Annotated in this window: 11 protein-coding genes; 9 read left to right on the top strand and 2 right to left on the bottom strand. The window is 72.7% G+C overall.

The features are described from left to right. Both AB0E14_RS09865 and AB0E14_RS09860 read right to left on the bottom strand, forming a co-directional pair. Positions 1-193 (bottom strand): hypothetical protein (locus AB0E14_RS09865; RefSeq protein WP_362414405.1); only part of this gene is annotated, 193 nt, incomplete at its 3' end. 8 nt (positions 194-201) lie between these two features. Continuing rightward, positions 202-2,688 carry a DEAD/DEAH box helicase gene (locus AB0E14_RS09860; RefSeq protein WP_362414403.1) on the bottom strand — a complete coding sequence of 829 codons (2,487 nt, stop codon included), beginning with the start codon at positions 2,686-2,688 and terminating at the stop codon, positions 202-204. A gap of 79 nt (positions 2,689-2,767) precedes the next feature. On the opposite strand from AB0E14_RS09860, the gene AB0E14_RS09855 reads away from it, so the two are divergent. From AB0E14_RS09855 to AB0E14_RS09815, 9 genes are all read left to right on the top strand, one after another. After that, positions 2,768-3,121 (top strand): STAS domain-containing protein, encoded by a 354-nt coding sequence (locus AB0E14_RS09855; protein WP_362414401.1) that lies wholly within the window; start codon positions 2,768-2,770, stop codon positions 3,119-3,121. A gap of 92 nt (positions 3,122-3,213) precedes the next feature. Then, positions 3,214-3,672, top strand: coding sequence for an ATP-binding protein (locus tag AB0E14_RS09850; protein ID WP_362414398.1), 459 nt, complete (start codon positions 3,214-3,216; stop codon positions 3,670-3,672). A 244-nt stretch (positions 3,673-3,916) separates the two neighbouring features. Next, the gene (locus tag AB0E14_RS09845; protein ID WP_362414396.1) at positions 3,917-6,355 is read left to right on the top strand and encodes a sodium-translocating pyrophosphatase; all 2,439 of its coding nucleotides are present in this window, start codon (positions 3,917-3,919) and stop codon (positions 6,353-6,355) included. Positions 6,356-6,543: 188 nt separating this feature from the next. Beyond that, entirely contained in the window at positions 6,544-7,176 is a 633-nt protein-coding gene (locus tag AB0E14_RS09840; protein WP_362414394.1) for a small secreted protein, read from the top strand. A 211-nt stretch (positions 7,177-7,387) separates the two neighbouring features. Continuing rightward, the gene (locus tag AB0E14_RS09835; RefSeq protein ID WP_362414392.1) at positions 7,388-8,917 is read left to right on the top strand and encodes a methyltransferase; all 1,530 of its coding nucleotides are present in this window, start codon (positions 7,388-7,390) and stop codon (positions 8,915-8,917) included. 313 nt (positions 8,918-9,230) lie between these two features. Then, complete coding sequence (locus AB0E14_RS09830) at positions 9,231-9,428, top strand: hypothetical protein (RefSeq protein ID WP_362414390.1); 198 nt, start codon at positions 9,231-9,233, stop codon at positions 9,426-9,428. A gap of 237 nt (positions 9,429-9,665) precedes the next feature. After that, entirely contained in the window at positions 9,666-12,506 is a 2,841-nt protein-coding gene (gene topA / locus AB0E14_RS09825; RefSeq protein WP_362414387.1) for a type I DNA topoisomerase, read from the top strand. 139 nt (positions 12,507-12,645) lie between these two features. Next, complete coding sequence (gene tmk / locus AB0E14_RS09820) at positions 12,646-16,020, top strand: dTMP kinase (protein WP_362414385.1); 3,375 nt, start codon at positions 12,646-12,648, stop codon at positions 16,018-16,020. Positions 16,021-16,152: 132 nt separating this feature from the next. Further along, the gene (locus AB0E14_RS09815; protein ID WP_362414383.1) at positions 16,153-17,355 is read left to right on the top strand and encodes a DNA polymerase III subunit delta'; all 1,203 of its coding nucleotides are present in this window, start codon (positions 16,153-16,155) and stop codon (positions 17,353-17,355) included. Positions 17,356-17,386: the final 31 nt, after the last annotated feature.

Here is a 17,386-nt window from a genome sequence, read left to right as displayed (position 1 = left end):
CCAGCTCCAGCTCGCCGATCTCGGCGGAGCCGTCGAGCAGCTGAGGATCGTCAAGCCGGGCCCTGTGGGGCGAGGAGAGCGCCTGCGCGGCCGCGGACCGGGTCGCCGCCGCGCAGGGGGCGGCCGTGGTGCGGTGCGCGGTGCGGGGCGACGTCGCGGACGTGACGGCGGCCGTGCGCCTCGGGCCGTACACACCGCGGGTCAGGGCGCGGGCGGGGCCTCCTGGGGCGCTGCCGGGGCCGGCGGAGCTTCCCGCAGCAGTTCCGTGAGCAGCCGCACGGCGCCGCGCTTGTGGAGCGGGTCGTTGCCGTTGCCGCACTTGGGGGACTGGATGCACGAGGGGCAGCCCGCCTCGCACTCGCAGGACGCGATCGCCTCCCGGGTGGCCGTCAGCCAGGCGCGCGCCGTGTGGAAGGCCCGCTCGGCGAAGCCCGCGCCGCCCGGATGCCCGTCGTAGACGAAGACGGTGGGCAGCAGGGTGTCGGGGTGGAGCGGCACGGACACCCCGCCGATGTCCCAGCGGTCGCAGGTGGCGAAGAGCGGCAGCATGCCGATCGAGGCGTGCTCGGCGGCGTGCAGGGCACCGCCGAGGATCTCCGGGTTGATCCGGGCGGCGTCGAGCTGGTCCTCGGTGACCGTCCACCACACGGCCCGGGTGCGCAGGGTGCGCGGTGGCAGGTCGAGCTTGGTCTCGCCGAGCACCTCGCCGGTGATCAGACGGCGGCGGAGGAAGGAGACGACCTGGTTGGTGACCTCGACGGAGCCGTAGCAGAGGCGGCCGGCGCCCCAGGGGATCTCGGTGTCGGTCTCCAGGACGGAGATGGAGGTGGTGTCGCGGGCGGTGGTCGAGTACGGCGGGACGGCCTCCTCGACCAGGGCCACGGAGTCCTTCAGGTCGAGGGTCTTCACCAGGTAGGTACGGCCCTGGTGGAGGTGGACGGCGCCCTCGTGCACGGCGGTGTGCGAGGCGGCCTCGTCGACCGTGCCGAGGAGACGGCCGGTGGCGGCCTCCACGATCTGGACGGGGCTGCCGCCCCCGCCCCGGATGTCGGTCAGGTCGGCGGCCCGCTCGCGGCGGGTCCAGTACCAGCCGGCGGCGCGTCGGCGGAGCAGTCCGGCGGCCTCCAGCTGGGGCAGCAGCTCGGTGACGGCCGGGCCGAAGAGGGCCAGGTCGGCGTCGGTGAGAGGCAGCTCGGAGGCGGCGGCGCACAGGTGCGGGGCGAGGACGTAGGGGTTGTCGGGGTCCAGGACCGTCGACTCGACCGGCTGCTGGAAGAGCGCCTCGGGGTGGTGGACCAGGAAGGTGTCCAGCGGGTCGTCGCGGGCGACCAGGATCGCCAGGGCTCCCTCGCCCGAGCGGCCCGCCCGGCCCGCCTGCTGCCACAGGGAGGCCCGGGTGCCCGGATAGCCGGCGATCACCACGGCGTCCAGGCCGGAGACGTCCACGCCCAGCTCCAGGGCGGTCGTGGCGGCCAGGCCGAGGAGCTCGCCCGAGTGCAGGGCGCGCTCCAGGGCCCGGCGCTCCTCGGGCAGGTAGCCGCCCCGGTAGGCGGCGACGCGGCGGGCCAGGGAGCGGTCGACCTCGGCGAGCCGCTCCTGGGCGATCACCGAGATCAGCTCGGCGCCGCGCCGGGAGCGGACGAAGGCGACCGAGCGGACGCCCTGCACGGTCAGGTCGGTCAGCAGGTCGGCGGTCTCGGCGGTGGCCGTGCGGCGGACCGGGGCGCCCTGCTCGCCGTGCAGCTCGGTCAGCGGCGGCTCCCACAGGGCGAAGGCCAGCTCGCCGCGCGGGGAGGCGTCGTCGGAGACCTCCGTGACCGGCAGGCCGGTGAGCCGGCCGGCGGCCTGGGCGGGCTCGGCGGAGGTCGCGGAGGCGAGGAGGAAGACGGGGTCCGCGCCGTACCGGGCGCAGACGCGGCGCAGCCGGCGCAGCACCTGGGCGACGTGGGAGCCGAAGACGCCCCGGTAGGTGTGGCACTCGTCGATCACGACGTAGCGCAGGGAGCGGAGGAAGGAGGACCACCTGGGGTGGGAGGGGAGTATGCCCCGGTGCAGCATGTCGGGGTTGGTGAGCACGTAGTTCGCGTACTGGCGGACCCACTCCCGTTCCTCGACGCGCGTGTCGCCGTCGTAGACGGCCGGCCGGATCCGGTTGCCGAGCGGAGCCGCCAGCTCACGGACCGCGCGGCGCTGGTCGGCGGCGAGGGCCTTGGTGGGCGCCAGGTAGAGGGCCGTGGTCCCCCGGCCGTTGGCGGCCTCCGAGCCGTCCAGGAGCGTCGAGAGGACCGGGGCGAGATAGGCCAGCGACTTGCCCGAGGCGGTGCCCGTCGCGATCACCACGGACTCGCCGTCCAGGGCGTGCTCGGCGGCCTGGGCCTGGTGGGCCCAGGGGTGCTCGATGCCCGCGGCCTGGATCGCCGCGATCACCTCGGGACGGATGCGATGCGGCCAGACTGCATGGCGACCCTCCCGGGCGGGCAAGTGCTCCGTATGAGTGATGCGCGCGGCCCGGCTCTCGCCCGAGGAGAGCCGGTCGAGGACCATGCCGGGGGAGGGGCGGCTGCCCGTGTCCCCGGCTGGACGACTGGGGCGGTGATTCTTGGCCATCGGCATCGAGTGTGTCACTGGCGTGACGGACAATGCTCCCAAGGCGTCGTGCATGGCTGCAGGTAAGTGATTGAATGCCATCGCGGCTGGCGATCCGTCCCCCGACTCCGCCCGGGAGACTTGAGGGACGACCGCTCGATAGCAAGGTGCTGGAGGATCCGTGGACCTGTCCCTGTCGACTCGCAATGTGTCCGGCCCGAGTGGCGACCGTACGGTCGTCGAGGTCGGTGGCGAGATTGATGTGTATACCGCGCCCAAGCTGCGCGAGCAGTTGGTCGAGTTGGTGAACGACGGCAGCTACCACCTGGTTGTCGACATGGAAGGCGTCGACTTCCTCGACTCGACCGGCCTCGGCGTGCTGGTGGGTGGCCTGAAGCGCGTGCGCGCGCACGAGGGCTCGCTGCGTCTCGTCTGCAACCAGGAGCGCATTCTCAAGATCTTCCGGATCACTGGTCTGACCAAGGTGTTCCCCATCCACACCACGGTCGACGAGGCCGTCAGCGCCACCGACTGACGGCCCGCAGCGGCCGGAAGAAGGAGTGGAGAACCGGGCCGCACACGCCCGGTCCTCCGAGTTGCCCGCTCAGACGTTCCAAGGGGGACCGCATGGCCACCGTTGAACTCCGCTTCAGCGCCCAGCCCGAGCACGTCCGCACGGCCCGCCTCGTGGCGGCCGCGGTGGCGCGCCGGGCCGGGGTGGACGAGGCGGTCCTCGACGAGGTCAGACTCGCCGTCGGCGAGGCGTGTTCCCGCGCGGTCGGACTGCACCGCAGCAACGGGGTGAGCACCCCCGTCCGGGTCGTGCTGACCGAGGAGGAGAAGACGTTCTCCATCGAGGTCGGCGACGAGGTGCCGGGCGCGGGTGTGGCGGCGGCCGACGCCGCTGGTGTCCCCGGCGCGCGCGACGAGGCGCCGGCCGAGGAGTTCGACGACGCCGACGGCGAGGACGAGATGGGTCTCGCGGTGATCCGCGGGCTCGTCGACGACGTCGAGGTCCGGGCCGGCGAGGAGGGCGGGGTCATCAGGATGAGCTGGCCGACCAACCCGGCCGTCGTGATTCCCTGACCGCGTCCGTACGGCCGACGCCGTAGCCGAGCCGTAGCCAAGATCGGAAAAAGAGGCCCTGCCGAGCAGGGCCTCTTTTCATTTCTCTAGATCATCGATCATGTGCCAATGCTTTTGGCCCATTACCGCATTCGGTGGGAAGATCAAGGCAATGGTGAATTCCATTTGCGGCGCCCTGTTTTGATCAGGTTCCGCTCCCTACAATCCGTCCACGTCTTGACCTCGCAAACGTCAAGGAGGACGAATGGCGGGGCTCTTCAACCCAGAACTGACCGGACACCCCACTTCTCTCGCCGCGGCGGTACTCACGGACGAGAACCGTACGATCGTGATCGTCATCGCGGCCGTCGCGCTCGCGGCCCTGCTCGTCGCCCAGGTCCTGACCCGTCAGGTGCTGGCGGCCGGTGAGGGCACCGACTCGATGAAGAAGATCGCGGCAGCCGTGCAGGAGGGCGCCAACGCCTATCTCGCACGGCAGTTGCGCACGCTCGGGATCTTCGCCGTCGTCGTGTTCTTCCTGCTGATGCTGCTGCCCGCCGACAACTGGTCGCAGCGCGCCGGGCGTTCTCTGTTCTTCCTGGTGGGTGCGCTTTTCTCGGCGGCCACCGGATACATCGGCATGCGACTCGCGGTGCGGGCGAATGTACGCGTGGCGGCCGCGGCCCGAGAGGCGACCCCGGCGCCCGGTGAACCGGAAAAGGATCTCACCACCGTCGCGCACAAGGCCATGAAGATCGCTTTCCGCACGGGCGGAGTGGTCGGCATGTTCACCGTGGGCCTCGGCCTGCTCGGCGCGGCCTGCGTCGTCCTCGTCTACGCGGCCGACGCGCCCAAGGTTCTGGAGGGATTCGGCCTCGGAGCCGCCCTCATCGCCATGTTCATGAGGGTCGGCGGCGGCATCTTCACCAAGGCGGCCGACGTCGGCGCCGACCTCGTCGGCAAGGTCGAGCAGGGCATCCCCGAGGACGACCCGCGCAACGCGGCGACCATCGCCGACAACGTGGGCGACAACGTCGGCGACTGCGCGGGCATGGCCGCCGACCTCTTCGAGTCGTACGCCGTGACGCTCGTCGCCGCCCTCATCCTGGGCAAGGCGGCCTTCGGCGACCTCGGCCTCGCCTTCCCGCTGATCGTCCCGGCGATCGGCGTGGTCACCGCGATGATCGGCATCTTCGCGGTCGCCCCGCGGCGCGCCGACCGCAGCGGCATGTCCGCGATCAACCGCGGCTTCTTCATCTCCGCGGTCATCTCGCTCGCCCTGGTCGCGATCGCCGTCTTCGCCTACCTGCCGTCCTCCTACGCCGACCTCAAGGGCGTCACCGAGCCCGGGATCTCCGACCACCCCGGCGACCCCCGGATCCTCGCGCTGGTCGCCGTCGCCATCGGCATCGTCCTGGCCGCCCTGATCCAGCAGCTCACCGGCTACTTCACGGAGACGACCCGGCGCCCGGTCAAGGACATCGGCAAGTCCTCGCTCACGGGTCCCGCCACCGTCGTCCTCGCGGGCATCTCCATCGGCCTGGAGTCCGCCGTGTACACGGCCCTGCTCATCGGGCTCGGCGTCTACGGCGCGTTCCTGCTCGGCGGCACGTCCATCATGCTGGCGCTCTTCGCGGTCGCCCTGGCGGGCACCGGACTGCTCACCACGGTCGGGGTGATCGTGGCCATGGACACCTTCGGCCCGGTCTCCGACAACGCGCAGGGCATCGCCGAGATGTCCGGCGACGTCCAGGGTGCGGGCGCGCAGGTCCTCACCGACCTCGACGCCGTCGGCAACACCACCAAGGCCATCACCAAGGGCATCGCCATCGCCACGGCCGTCCTGGCGGCGGCCGCGCTGTTCGGCTCGTACCGCGACGCCATCGCCACGGCGGTGGCCGACGTCGGGGCCAAGGCCTCCGGGATGAACCTCTCCATGGACATCTCGCAGCCGAACAACCTCTTCGGGATGGTCCTCGGCGCGGCGGTCGTCTTCCTCTTCTCGGGGCTCGCGATCAACGCCGTCTCCCGCTCGGCCGGCGCGGTGGTCTACGAGGTGCGGCGGCAGTTCCGCGAGCACCCCGGGATCATGGACTACACCGAGAAACCCGAGTACGGGCGCGTGGTCGACATCTGCACCAAGGACGCGCTGCGCGAACTCGCCACGCCCGGGCTGCTCGCCGTGATGGCGCCGATCGCGGTCGGCTTCACGCTCGGCGTCGGCGCGCTCGGCGCGTACCTCGCCGGGGCCATCGCGACCGGCACCCTGATGGCGGTCTTCCTCGCCAACTCCGGTGGTGCCTGGGACAACGCCAAGAAGCTCGTCGAGGACGGCCACCACGGCGGCAAGGGCAGCGAGGCGCATGCCGCCACCGTCATCGGCGACACCGTCGGCGACCCGTTCAAGGACACCGCGGGGCCGGCCATCAACCCGCTCCTGAAGGTGATGAACCTGGTCGCCCTGCTGATCGCGCCCGCCGTGGTGCAGTTCAGCTACGGCGACGACGCGAGCGCCGGATTGCGGACCATGGTCGCGATCCTCGCGGTCGCGGTCATCGTCGCCGCGGTCTACGTCTCCAAGCGGCGCTCCGTGGTCGTCGGGGACGACGAGAGTGACGAGAGCGGCGAGAGTGGCGACGTGGGTGACGAAGGCAACGCCGCGCGGCGCTCGACGGGCTCGCCGGACGCTCCGGTGATTTCGTAATACCAGGTCAGAAGGCGGGCGGACGGCACGTTCTGACGTGCTGTCCGCCCGTTTCGCGCCGCCGCGTGAGGTGCGTCTCCCTTGGTGCAATCGGCTGCAATATCGGATGAATCAGTCGCCTGAAAGGTGGATGTCGCGCGCTCGGCGTGTATGTTCCGGGGCCGAGAGCCTTGGAAGGGACCGAACCGGTGAACAAGAAGCTTGCTGTCGCGCTGTCAGGCGCCGCTGTGCTGGCGCTCACGCTGTCCGGCTGCAGCGACGACGGCGACAAGGTGAACGACTGGGCCAAGACGGTCTGCGACCAGGCGAAGCCGCAGATCCAGAAGCGGGCCGACGCCCAGCAGCTGATCATCTCGACGGCCGCGGACGGCAAGCCGGCCGACATCCAGGCCGCCGACTCCAAGGCCTTCCAGGACATCGCCAACGCCGACCGGGCGCTCGCCAAGGCCATCGAGGGCGCGGGGGCGCCGCCGGTCGACAACGGCGAGAAGCTCCAGCAGGACGCCGTCAAGGAGCTCAACTCCACGGCGGTCGCCTACGAGGCGCTGAAGAAGCAGGTCGACGCGCTCGACCCGAGCAACCAGCAGAAGTTCGCGGACGGCCTCCAGGACGTCGCCGACGGTCTGAAGAAGATCGAGAAGATGGACCAGGACGCGCTGGCCAAGCTTCAGTCCGGCGAGCTGGGTACGGCCATGGCGAAGCAGCCGGGCTGCCAGAAGGCCACGCCTTCCCCCGCCGGGTCCTCCCCGAAGGCGGGCTCCACGCCGTCCGGCGGGGCCTCCGCCAAGCCGTCCGGTTCCGCGAGCAAGAGCTCGGAGTAGAGCCGACGGTTCGGCGGCGCGGGACCGCGCCCGACGAGGGCCCCGGGACGAGCACGCCTCGCCCGGGGCCCTCGTGCGTCGTGACGGGCCCCACGCGCGCGTGGGGCCCGTGCGGCTCCACGCGCGCGTGGTTCCGTACGACTCCACGCGCGACCCCACGCGGGGGTGGGGCTGACGCGGCAATGTCGGTGTCGGCCGCCACAATGGTGGGGTGAGTACGACCAGCCTGACCTCCCGCCTCCCCGTCCCCGCGCGCGCCGCCCGGCTCCGCGAGGCCCTGCTCGCCGCCGACTTCACCGCCGACGGCCTGCTCGAACTGCTCGGCGCCCCCGCCTACGCCGCGCTCGCCCGCAGCGAGACCGTGCCCGCGCTGCGCGCCACCCGGGGGGACTCCGCACTGGAGACCCTCGTGCGGCTCTTCCTCCTCCAGCAGCCCGTCTCCCGCGACCGCGCCGCCGCCGCGCTGCCGTTGGAGGAGTGCCTGGAGGACGGCTGGCTGGTGGCCCGGGAGGACGAGCAGGAGGTCGGTGCCTCCGTCGACGTCCGGCCGTACGGCGGACCCGACGGGCAGGACTGGTTCATCGTCTCCGACCTGGGCTGCGCGGTCGGCGGGGCCGGGGGCATCGGCCAGAAGGACGAGGGTGTCGTCCTCGGCGTCGGCGGCGCCTCCACCACCCTGGCCGGCATCACGGTCCGTACGCCGGTCTCCTCCGCGCTCGACCTCGGCACCGGTTCCGGCATCCAGGCCCTGCACGCCGCCCAGCACGCCACGCTGGTCACCGCGACCGATCTGAACCCGCGCGCCCTGGACTTCACCCGGCTCACCCTCGCGCTCTCCGGCGCACGCGGGGCCGAGCTGCTGACCGGCTCGCTCTTCGAGCCGGTCGACGGGGACACGTACGACCTGATCGTCTCGAACCCGCCGTTCGTCATCTCCCCCGGCGCCCGGCTCACCTACCGCGACGGCGGCATGGGCGGCGACGACCTGTGCCGCACGCTCGTGCAGGAGGCGGGCGAGCGGCTCAACGACGGCGGGTACGCCCAGTTCCTGGCCAACTGGCAGCACGTCGAGGGCGAGGAGTGGCAGGAGCGGCTGCGCTCCTGGGTGCCGCGCGGCTGCGACGCCTGGATCGTGCAGCGCGAGGTCCAGGACGTCACCCAGTACGCCGAGCTGTGGCTGCGGGACAGCGGCGACCACCGCGCGGACCCGGCGGAGTACACGCGGCGGTACGAGGCCTGGCTCGACGAGTTCGAGGCCCGCAGGACCAAGGCCGTCGGCTTCGGCTGGATCACCCTGCGGAAGAACGCGGCGGTGGCCTCCGGCGCGGTCGAGCCGTCCCTTGTGATCGAGGAGTGGCCGCACCCCGTCGAGCAGCCGCTCGGCGACACCGTGGTCGCCCACTTCGAGCGCCAGGACTACCTGCGCTCGCGCGACGACGCGGCCCTGCTCGCCGACCACTTCACCCTCGCGCCCGAGGTCGTGCAGGAGCAGGTCGGGCTGCCGGGCGCCGAGGACCCGGAGCACGTGGTGCTGCGGCAGAACCGGGGCATGCGCCGCGCGACCAAGGTGGACCATGTGGGGGCCGGTTTCGCGGGCGTCTGCGACGGGACACTGAGCGCGGGCCGGATCCTGGACGCGATCGGTCAGCTGATGGGCGAGGACCCGGTGCTGCTGCGGGACCGCACGCCGCAGGCCATCCGGCTCCTGGTGGAGGAGGGCTTCCTGCTCCCGTCGAGCTGACCCCCGCGGCGCCGGGAGGTGCCTGGGAGTGCCGGTGAGGTGCCTGGGGGTGCCGGTGAGGTGTCCCGGGTCCCGGGTTTCCCGGGCCTCCCGGGGTGACCCGCGACACGCCCCGGACGCCCGTTCGCCTCGTCGTGAGGTGACGGACGAGGCGGCCGGGGGCGGGGGACACTACCGGCCATATTCGTGAACCCGTACGGGACCGTCCGCGTCGTTCACCCGGAATTCGCACCGGAGACGCCGGAAGGTGCCAGCCTCGGCCTCCAGGGCCACCGGGCGCCACCGGGGCCCGTGAAGGGAACGGGGTAGGGGCATGGAGAGCGGGCCTGCGATCTTCGCCGGAACGGCGTTCGCGCTGTTCGGAGCCGCACTGCTGCTGTGGACGGGGGTGCGCGTGGCGCACGGGGAACCCGTCGCCCAGGGGGTCGCCACCCGGGTCGCCGCCACACTCGCGACGATCTTCGGACTGCTCTTCCTGCTCCTCGGGGTGTGGTGCTTCGGCAGGGTGTGACGAGGTCGTTCCGCTTGGTCCCGCCCCACCGGACCGGGAGTCCGGGCGGCAGGAATGCCAGGAGTCGGGTTACCGTTCGAGTGGCCGTTGCGGGCTTTCGCCGTTTGACACGGGGGCGGGTTGTACCGTCACACTCCGCAGCGATGGCAGCGTCACCGTGCGTGCCGCCGCCGTGCGTGCACGCGGAGTGCCAGCGCCGTACGTGCCACCGAGCGTCGACCGGAGAGAAGAGCGAAGTTGTCCCCGACCAGCGAGACCGCACAGGGCGGCCGCCGACTCGTCATCGTCGAGTCGCCTGCCAAGGCGAAGACGATCAAGGGCTACCTCGGCCCCGGCTACGTCGTCGAGGCGAGCGTCGGGCACATCCGCGACCTCCCGAGCGGCGCCGCCGAGGTGCCGGAGAAGTACACCGGTGAGGTGCGCCGCCTCGGTGTCGACGTCGAGCACGACTTCCAGCCCATCTACGTCGTCAACGCCGACAAGAAGGCGCAGGTCAGGAAGCTCAAGGAGCAGCTGGCCGAGTCCGACGAACTCTTCCTCGCCACCGATGAGGACCGCGAGGGCGAGGCCATCGCGTGGCACCTCCTCGAAGTCCTGAAGCCCAAGGTCCCGGTCCACCGGATGGTCTTCCACGAGATCACCAAGGACGCGATCCAGGCGGCCGTCCGCAACCCGCGCGAGCTGAACAAGCGCATGGTGGACGCCCAGGAGACCCGCCGCATCCTCGACCGGCTGTACGGCTACGAGGTCTCGCCGGTCCTGTGGAAGAAGGTCATGCGCGGCCTCTCCGCCGGCCGCGTCCAGTCCGTCGCCACCCGGCTCGTCGTCGAGCGCGAGCGCGAGCGCATCGCCTTCCGCTCCGCCGAGTACTGGGACCTCACCGGCACCTTCTCCACCGGCCGCGCCGGAGACCCCTCCGACCCGTCCTCGCTGGTCGCCCGCCTGAACTCGGTCGACGGGGCGCGCGTCGCCCAGGGCCGTGACTTCGGCGCCGACGGGCAGCTGAAGAGCGCGAACGTGCTCCACCTCGACGAGGAGAAGGCGCGCGCGCTCGCCGCCTCGCTCGCCGACACCTCCTTCAGCGTCCGGTCGGTCGAGTCGAAGCCGTACCGCCGCTCCCCGTACGCCCCGTTCCGGACGACCACCCTCCAGCAGGAGGCGAGCCGGAAGCTGGGCTTCGGCGCGAAGGCGACCATGCAGGTCGCGCAGAAGCTGTACGAGAACGGCTTCATCACCTACATGCGTACGGACTCCACGGTCCTCTCGGACACCGCCGTCACGGCGGCCCGCGCGCAGGTCACGCAGCTGTACGGCGCCGACTACCTGCCGGAGAAGCCGCGCGTCTACGCGGGCAAGGTCAAGAACGCGCAGGAGGCGCACGAGGCGATTCGCCCTTCGGGTGATCGTTTCCGCACCCCGGCGGAGACCGGCCTGACCGGCGACCAGTTCCGGCTCTACGAGCTGATCTGGAAGCGGACCGTCGCCTCCCAGATGAAGGACGCGACCGGTAACTCGGTCACCGTCAAGATCGGCGGCCGGGCGGCCGACGGCCGTGACGCCGAGTTCAGCGCGTCCGGCAAGACGATCACCTTCCACGGCTTCATGAAGGCGTACGTGGAGGGGGCCGACGACCCGAACGCCGAGCTGGACGACCGCGAGCGCCGGCTGCCGCAGGTCGCCGAGGGCGACGCGCTCTCCGCCGAGGAGATCACGGTCGACGGCCACGCGACCAAGCCGCCGGCCCGCTACACCGAGGCCAGCCTGGTCAAGGAGCTGGAAGAGCGCGAGATCGGCCGCCCGTCGACGTACGCGTCGATCATCGGCACGATCCTCGACCGCGGCTACGTCTTCAAGAAGGGGACGGCGCTCGTGCCGTCGTTCCTCTCCTTCGCCGTCGTCAACCTGCTCGAGAAGCACTTCGGCCGGCTCGTCGACTACTCCTTCACCGCCAAGATGGAGGACGACCTCGACCGCATCGCCCGCGGCGAGGCCCAGGCCGTGCCGTGGCTGAAGCGCTTCTACTTCGGCGAGGGCGGCGGCACCGGCGAGGGCGGCGCGGCGGACGCCGGCAACGGCGACGGCGACCACCTCGGCGGTCTGAAGGAGCTGGTGACCGACCTCGGCGCGATCGACGCCCGGGAGATCTCCTCCTTCCCGGTCGGCGAGGGCATCATGCTGCGCGTCGGCCGCTACGGCCCGTACGTCGAGCGGGGCGAGAAGGACGCCGAGGGCCACCAGCGGGCGGACGTGCCCGAGGACCTCGCGCCCGACGAGCTGACCGTCGCGTACGCCGAGGAGCTGCTCGCCAAGCCGAGCGGCGACTTCGAGCTGGGCACCGACCCGGTCAGCGGCAACCAGATCGTCGCGAAGGACGGCCGGTACGGCCCGTACGTCACCGAGATCCTGCCCGAGGACACCCCGAAGACCGGCAAGAACGCGGTGAAGCCGCGGACCGCCTCGCTCTTCAAGTCCATGGCGCTGGACACCGTGACGCTGGAGGACGCGCTCAAGCTGATGTCCCTGCCGCGCGTGGTCGGCGCGGACGCCGAGGGTGTCGAGATCACCGCGCAGAACGGCCGGTACGGCCCGTACCTGAAGAAGGGCACGGACTCGCGCTCGCTCACGGAGGAGGAGCAGCTCTTCACGATCACGCTGGAGGAGGCGCTCGCGATCTACGCGCAGCCCAAGCAGCGTGGCCGGGCGGCCGCGAAGCCGCCGCTGAAGGAGCTGGGCACCGACCCGGTCAGCGAGAAGCCGGTCGTCGTCAAGGACGGTCGCTTCGGCCCGTACGTGACGGACGGCGAGACCAACGCGACCCTGCGGACCGGGGACAGCGTCGAGGACATCACGCCCGAGCGCGGCTACGAGCTGCTCGCCGAGAAGCGGGCCAAGGGGCCGGCGAAGAAGGCGGCCAAGAAGGCGCCCGCGAAGAAGGCGGCCGCCAAGAAGGCAGCCCCGGCGAAGAAGACGGCGGCCAAGAAGACCGCCGCGAAGAAGACGACCACGGCCACGGCGAAGACGGCGGCGGCGAAGAAGACGACTGCCGCCAAGAAGACGGCGGCCAAGTCGGAGCAGTAAAGCGGAACCCCGCGCTCTGCGGCGGGGTCTTGTAAGGGGCGGGGGCAAGTGACCCCCGCCCCTTACACGTTTCCCCGCCCCCCGACGTTTGTTCGGATGGAGGCCACGGGGAGTCAGAGGGTCCGGATAGGGTGGACGGATGACGCGAGCAGAGCAGCCAGACTCCGACGTCGCGCTTGTCGCAGACTCAAGGGAGCGTGCCGTACGGGCGCTTTTGCGCCATCAGCCCTTGCGACGGTTGTGGAGCGCCCAGTTCGTCGGCGGGACCGGTGACGCGCTCGCCGTGCTCGTCCTGGTGCTCCTCGGGCTCCAGGCGGCCGTCTCCGAGCAGGCTTTCGGAGGCGGGTACCGGGGCGCCGCGTTCGCCGTCGCCGCCGTGATCGGCGCCCGCCTGCTGGCCTCGGTGCTCTTCGGCGCCGTCCTGCTCGGCCCGCTCACGCAGCTGACCGGCCCCAAGGGCCCCCTCGACCGGCGCTGGACCATGATCGGGGCGGACGCCCTGCGGGTCGCGCTGCTCGTGATCGCGCCCCTGTGGATCGACTGGACCCCGGACAAGGCCCTCGGCTTCCTGCTCGGCACCGTCTTCGTCGTCGGCGCCGCCGAACGCCTGTGGACGATCGCCCGCGAAGGCGCGGCCCCCGGGCTTCTGCCCGCGCCGCCGCTGGAGGGCGCCGCCGTGCGCCCGCTGCCCGACCACCTCGACGCGCTGCGCAGGCTCTCGCTGCGCACCGGCTTCCTGGCCGTACCGGCCGCGGCAGTCGCGCTGCTCGCCGCCACCCTGGTCAGCAACCTGCTGGGCGCCGGCATCGACTGGTTCACGCTGCACCAGGCCGCCCTCGGCTCGTACGTCGCCGCCGGTCTGTTCGCCGCCTCCGTCTCCGTCCTGTACTTCGTCGAGCTGCCCGGCGGGCAGACCCCGAGGCCGCGCTCGCCCCTGGAGGGCCTGCGCCGCCCGGCCGCCGAGAAGGGCCGCACCGGCGCGGTCGGACTGCTCGTGATCGCCTGCGCCACGGTCGCCGGAGCCATCGCCGCCGCCGCGGCGGTCGCCGTCCTGCACGCGTACGACCTGGGTGGCGGTCCGGTCACCTTCGCGCTCCTGATCCTCGCGCTGAGCGGCGCCACCGCCGTCGGCATCCGCACGGCCGGCTCCGTGCTGACCGTGCTCTCCCGCCGCCGGCTCCTCGCCCTCGCGATCGCCCTCACCGGCATCGCGCTGCTCGCGATGGGCCTCGTGCCGGACACGGCCACGGTGCTGCTGCTCGCCGTACTCGCCGGCTACGCGGCCGGAGTCGCCGCCAACACCGGCCACACCCTCATCGACCAGGAGACCGAGGAGGCCCGGCGCCCCCGGGTCACCGAGCACCTCCAGGCCGTCGTCCGGGTCGCCATGGCCGCCGGCGCGCTCGCCGCGCCGCTGCTCGCCGCCGCGATCGGACCGCACCGGCTCGCCTCGGGCAGCTTCGTCTTCGCCCACGGCGGCGCCGCGTTCACGCTGATGCTGGTCGGCGCGCTGCTGCTGCCCGTCGCGGCCCTCGTCCTCGCCAAGACCGACGACCGGGCCGGCGTACCGCTGCGCCGCGACCTGCGGGACGCGCTGCGCGGCGCCGACCCGGCGCAGGCACCCGCGCCGACCGGCTTCTTCATCGCCCTGGAGGGCGGCGACGGCGCCGGCAAGTCCACCCAGGCCGAGGCGCTCGCCGAGTGGATCCGCGCCAAGGGCCACGAGGTCGTCGTCACCCGCGAACCGGGCGCCACCCCGATCGGCAAGCGGCTCCGCTCGATCCTGCTCGACGTCTCCAGCGCCGGGCTCTCCAACCGCGCCGAGGCGCTGCTGTACGCCGCCGACCGCGCCGAGCACGTCGACTCGCTGGTCAAGCCCGCCCTGGAGCGGGGCGCCGTGGTCATCTCCGACCGGTACATCGACTCGTCCGTGGCCTACCAGGGCGCCGGGCGCGACCTGTCGCCGACCGAGATCGCCCGCATCAACCGGTGGGCGACCGGCGGGCTCGTCCCGCATCTGACGGTCCTTCTCGACGTCTCGCCGGAGACCGCGCGGGAACGGTTCACCGAGGCCCCCGACCGCCTGGAGTCCGAGCCGCCGGAGTTCCACGCGCGCGTGCGGGCCGGTTTCCTCGCCCTCGCCGCCGGTGACCCCGGCCGCTACCTCGTCGTCGACGCCGGCCAGGAGCCGGAGGCCGTCACCACCGTCGTACGCCACCGGCTCGACCGGATGCTGCCGCTGTCCGAGGCCGAGGTGAAGGCCCAGGAGGAGGCGCGCCGGAAGGCCGAGGAGGAGGCCAGGCGCAAGGCGGAGGAAGAGGCCGCGCGCAAGGCCGAGGAGGAGCGTCTCGAGCGCGAGCGCCAGGAGCAGCTCGCCAAGCTCCGTGCCGAGGAGGAGGAGCGCAAGCGCCAGGAGGAGGAAGAGGCCCGGCGCCGCGAGGCCGAGCGCCAGGCCGAGGAGGCCCGCCGCCGCGCGGAGGAGGCCCGGCTGGCCGCCGAGGAGGAGCGCAAGCGGCGCGAGGCCGAGGAGAAGGTCCGCCGCGAGGAGGAAGAGCGGCGCCGCAAGCAGGCCGAGGAAGAGGCCCGGCTGCGTGCGGAGGCGGAGGAGCGTCGCCTGGAGAAGCAGCGCAAGGCCGAGGAGGCACTGCTGCGCGCCGAGGAGGCCCGTCGCCTGGCCGAGGCGGCCGCCGCGAAGGCGGCTGAGGAGGCCCAGCGGAAGGCCGAGGCGGAGGCCGAGGCTGCTCGGAAGGCCGAGGCCGAGGCTGAGGCTGCTCGGAAGGCCGAGGCGGAGAAGGCCGCTGAGGCCGCTGCGGCGGCGGAGGCGAAGGCGGCCGCCGAGGCTGCCGAGGCGAAGAAGGCGGCGGAGGCCGCTGCCGCGGCCAAGGCCGCGGAGGCCAGGAAGGCCGCGGAGGCCGCTGCCGCGGCGAAGGCGGCCGAGAAGGCGAAGGCCTCGGCGAAGTCGTCGCAGTCCTCGGCCTCGGCCTCGGCCTCGTCCCCGTCCTCGTCCTCTGCCGAGTCGGCGAACGAGGTCACCGTCCCGACGCCGGTCGTGCGCCCGGACGCGCCCCGCCCGGACGCGCCCCGCCTCGACGACGACGTGACGCAGGTCGTCCCCGTGGTGTCGCCGAACGAGATCACGGTCCCGACGCCCGTCGTGCGCCCCGATGACGTCCGGCCCGAGGAGCGGACGACGGTCCTCCGCCCCGTGCGGGACGCGGAGGAGACCACGGTCCTGCCGCAGATGCCGGCGGCCGCCGACGAGACCGCCGTGCTGCCTCCCGTACGGGACGCGGACCCGGCGGACCGGTTCCCCCAGGGGATCTTCCGTGACGAGCCGGACGGTGCGAACGACCGGACGCGCGAGCTGCCCCAGCTCGACGAGCAGGGCCGCCCCAAGCGCCGTTCCGACTGGGCGGAGGAGACCCCGCTCGACGACCTCCCGTCCCTGGCGGACGAGCTGCTCGGCCCGCACGACGACGAGAACGACGGCCGCCGCAGGGGCCGCGGCCGCTGACGCCGGGCACCCCGGGCCGCCCGTCGTGTTCCGGCGGGCGGTCCGGGGTGTCACCGGGGTGTCAGTGGGGTGCCCCACAATGGAGGACGTACCAGGGCAAGGACGTACCTGGGGCGTACCTGAGGAGCGCACATGGCCGTATGGGACGACCTCGTCGGGCAGACGCGGGTGGAGGAGCAGCTGGCCGCCGCCGCGCGGGACGCCGACGCGTTCGTGACCGCCCATGCCGCCGGTGCGCCCGTCCCCGAGGCGTCCAAGATGACCCACGCGTGGCTCTTCACCGGCCCTCCGGGTTCCGGGCGGGCGACGGCGGCGCGGGCCTTCGCCGCCGCGCTGCAGTGCGTCAGCCCGGACCGGGCGCTCGGGGGCGCGCCGGGGTGCGGGTTCTGCGAGGGCTGCCACACCGCGCTGGTCGGGACCCACGCCGACGTGGAGGTCGTCCGTACGGACCTGCTCTCCATCGGTGTGAAGGAGACCCGTGACCTCGTCCGGCGCGCCCAGCTCTCCCCGGCGGTCGGCCGCTGGCAGGTGATCGTCCTGGAGGACGCCGACCGGCTCACGGAGGGCGCGGGGAACGTGCTCCTGAAGGCGGTCGAGGAGCCCGCGCCGCGCACAGTCTGGCTGCTCTGCGCGCCGTCGCTGGAGGACGTGCTGCCCACCATCCGCTCGCGCTGCCGGCACCTGACCCTGCGGACGCCCCCGGTGGACGCGGTGGCCGACGTGCTCGTCCGGCGGGACGGCATCGAGCCCCAGGCCGCCGCGGCCGCCGCCCGCGCCACCCAGGGCCACATCGACCGGGCCCGCCGCCTGGCCACCGACGAGCGCGCCCGGGCCCGCCGGGCCGTCGTCCTCAAGCTGCCGCAGCGGGTCGGTGACATCGGAGGCTGTCTCAAGGCGGCCCAGGAGCTGATCGACGCGGCCGGCGAGGACGCCAAGCAGGTCGCCGAGGAGATCGACGCCAAGGAGACCGAGGAGCTGAAGGCCGCGCTCGGTGGCGGCCAGGGCGGGCGGATGCCGCGCGGCACGGCCGGCGCCATGAAGGAGCTCGAGGAGCGCCAGAAGCGCCGCAAGACGCGTACGCAGCGCGACAGCCTGGACCTCGCGCTCACCGATCTCACCGGCTTCTACCGCGACGTGCTCACGCTCCAGCTCCGTACGCGCACGCCGATAGCCAATGAGGACGTGCGGGACGCGGTGGAGCGGATCGCACGGGACACCGCGCCCGAGCGGACGCTGCGCCGGATCGAGGCGGTCCTCGCCTGCCGCGACGCGCTGGACCGGAACGTGGCCCCGCTGCTCGCGGTCGAGGCGATGACGATGGCGCTGCGCGACTGAGGCAGTACCGGGACGGCCGATTGGACACGTT

Source organism: Streptomyces sp. NPDC047981, assembly GCF_040653315.1.
Classification (GTDB): domain Bacteria; phylum Actinomycetota; class Actinomycetes; order Streptomycetales; family Streptomycetaceae; genus Streptomyces.
The sequence above is the reverse complement of the archived record's forward strand: the minus strand, read 5'-3'. Positions and strand labels throughout refer to the sequence as shown.

What these genes read in the sequence shown, in the direction of transcription:
- AB0E14_RS09830 (WP_362414390.1), top strand. Translation starts at nt 9,231, where the DNA reads ATGGAGAGCGGGCCTGCGATCTTCGCCGGAACGGCGTTCGCGCTGTTC.
- AB0E14_RS09850 (WP_362414398.1), top strand. Translation starts at nt 3,214, where the DNA reads ATGGCCACCGTTGAACTCCGCTTCAGCGCCCAGCCCGAGCACGTCCGC.
- AB0E14_RS09860 (WP_362414403.1), bottom strand. Translation starts at nt 2,688, where the DNA reads ATGGCATTCAATCACTTACCTGCAGCCATGCACGACGCCTTGGGAGCA.
- AB0E14_RS09845 (WP_362414396.1), top strand. Translation starts at nt 3,917, where the DNA reads ATGGCGGGGCTCTTCAACCCAGAACTGACCGGACACCCCACTTCTCTC.
- AB0E14_RS09815 (WP_362414383.1), top strand. Translation starts at nt 16,153, where the DNA reads ATGGCCGTATGGGACGACCTCGTCGGGCAGACGCGGGTGGAGGAGCAG.
- tmk (WP_362414385.1), top strand. Translation starts at nt 12,646, where the DNA reads ATGACGCGAGCAGAGCAGCCAGACTCCGACGTCGCGCTTGTCGCAGAC.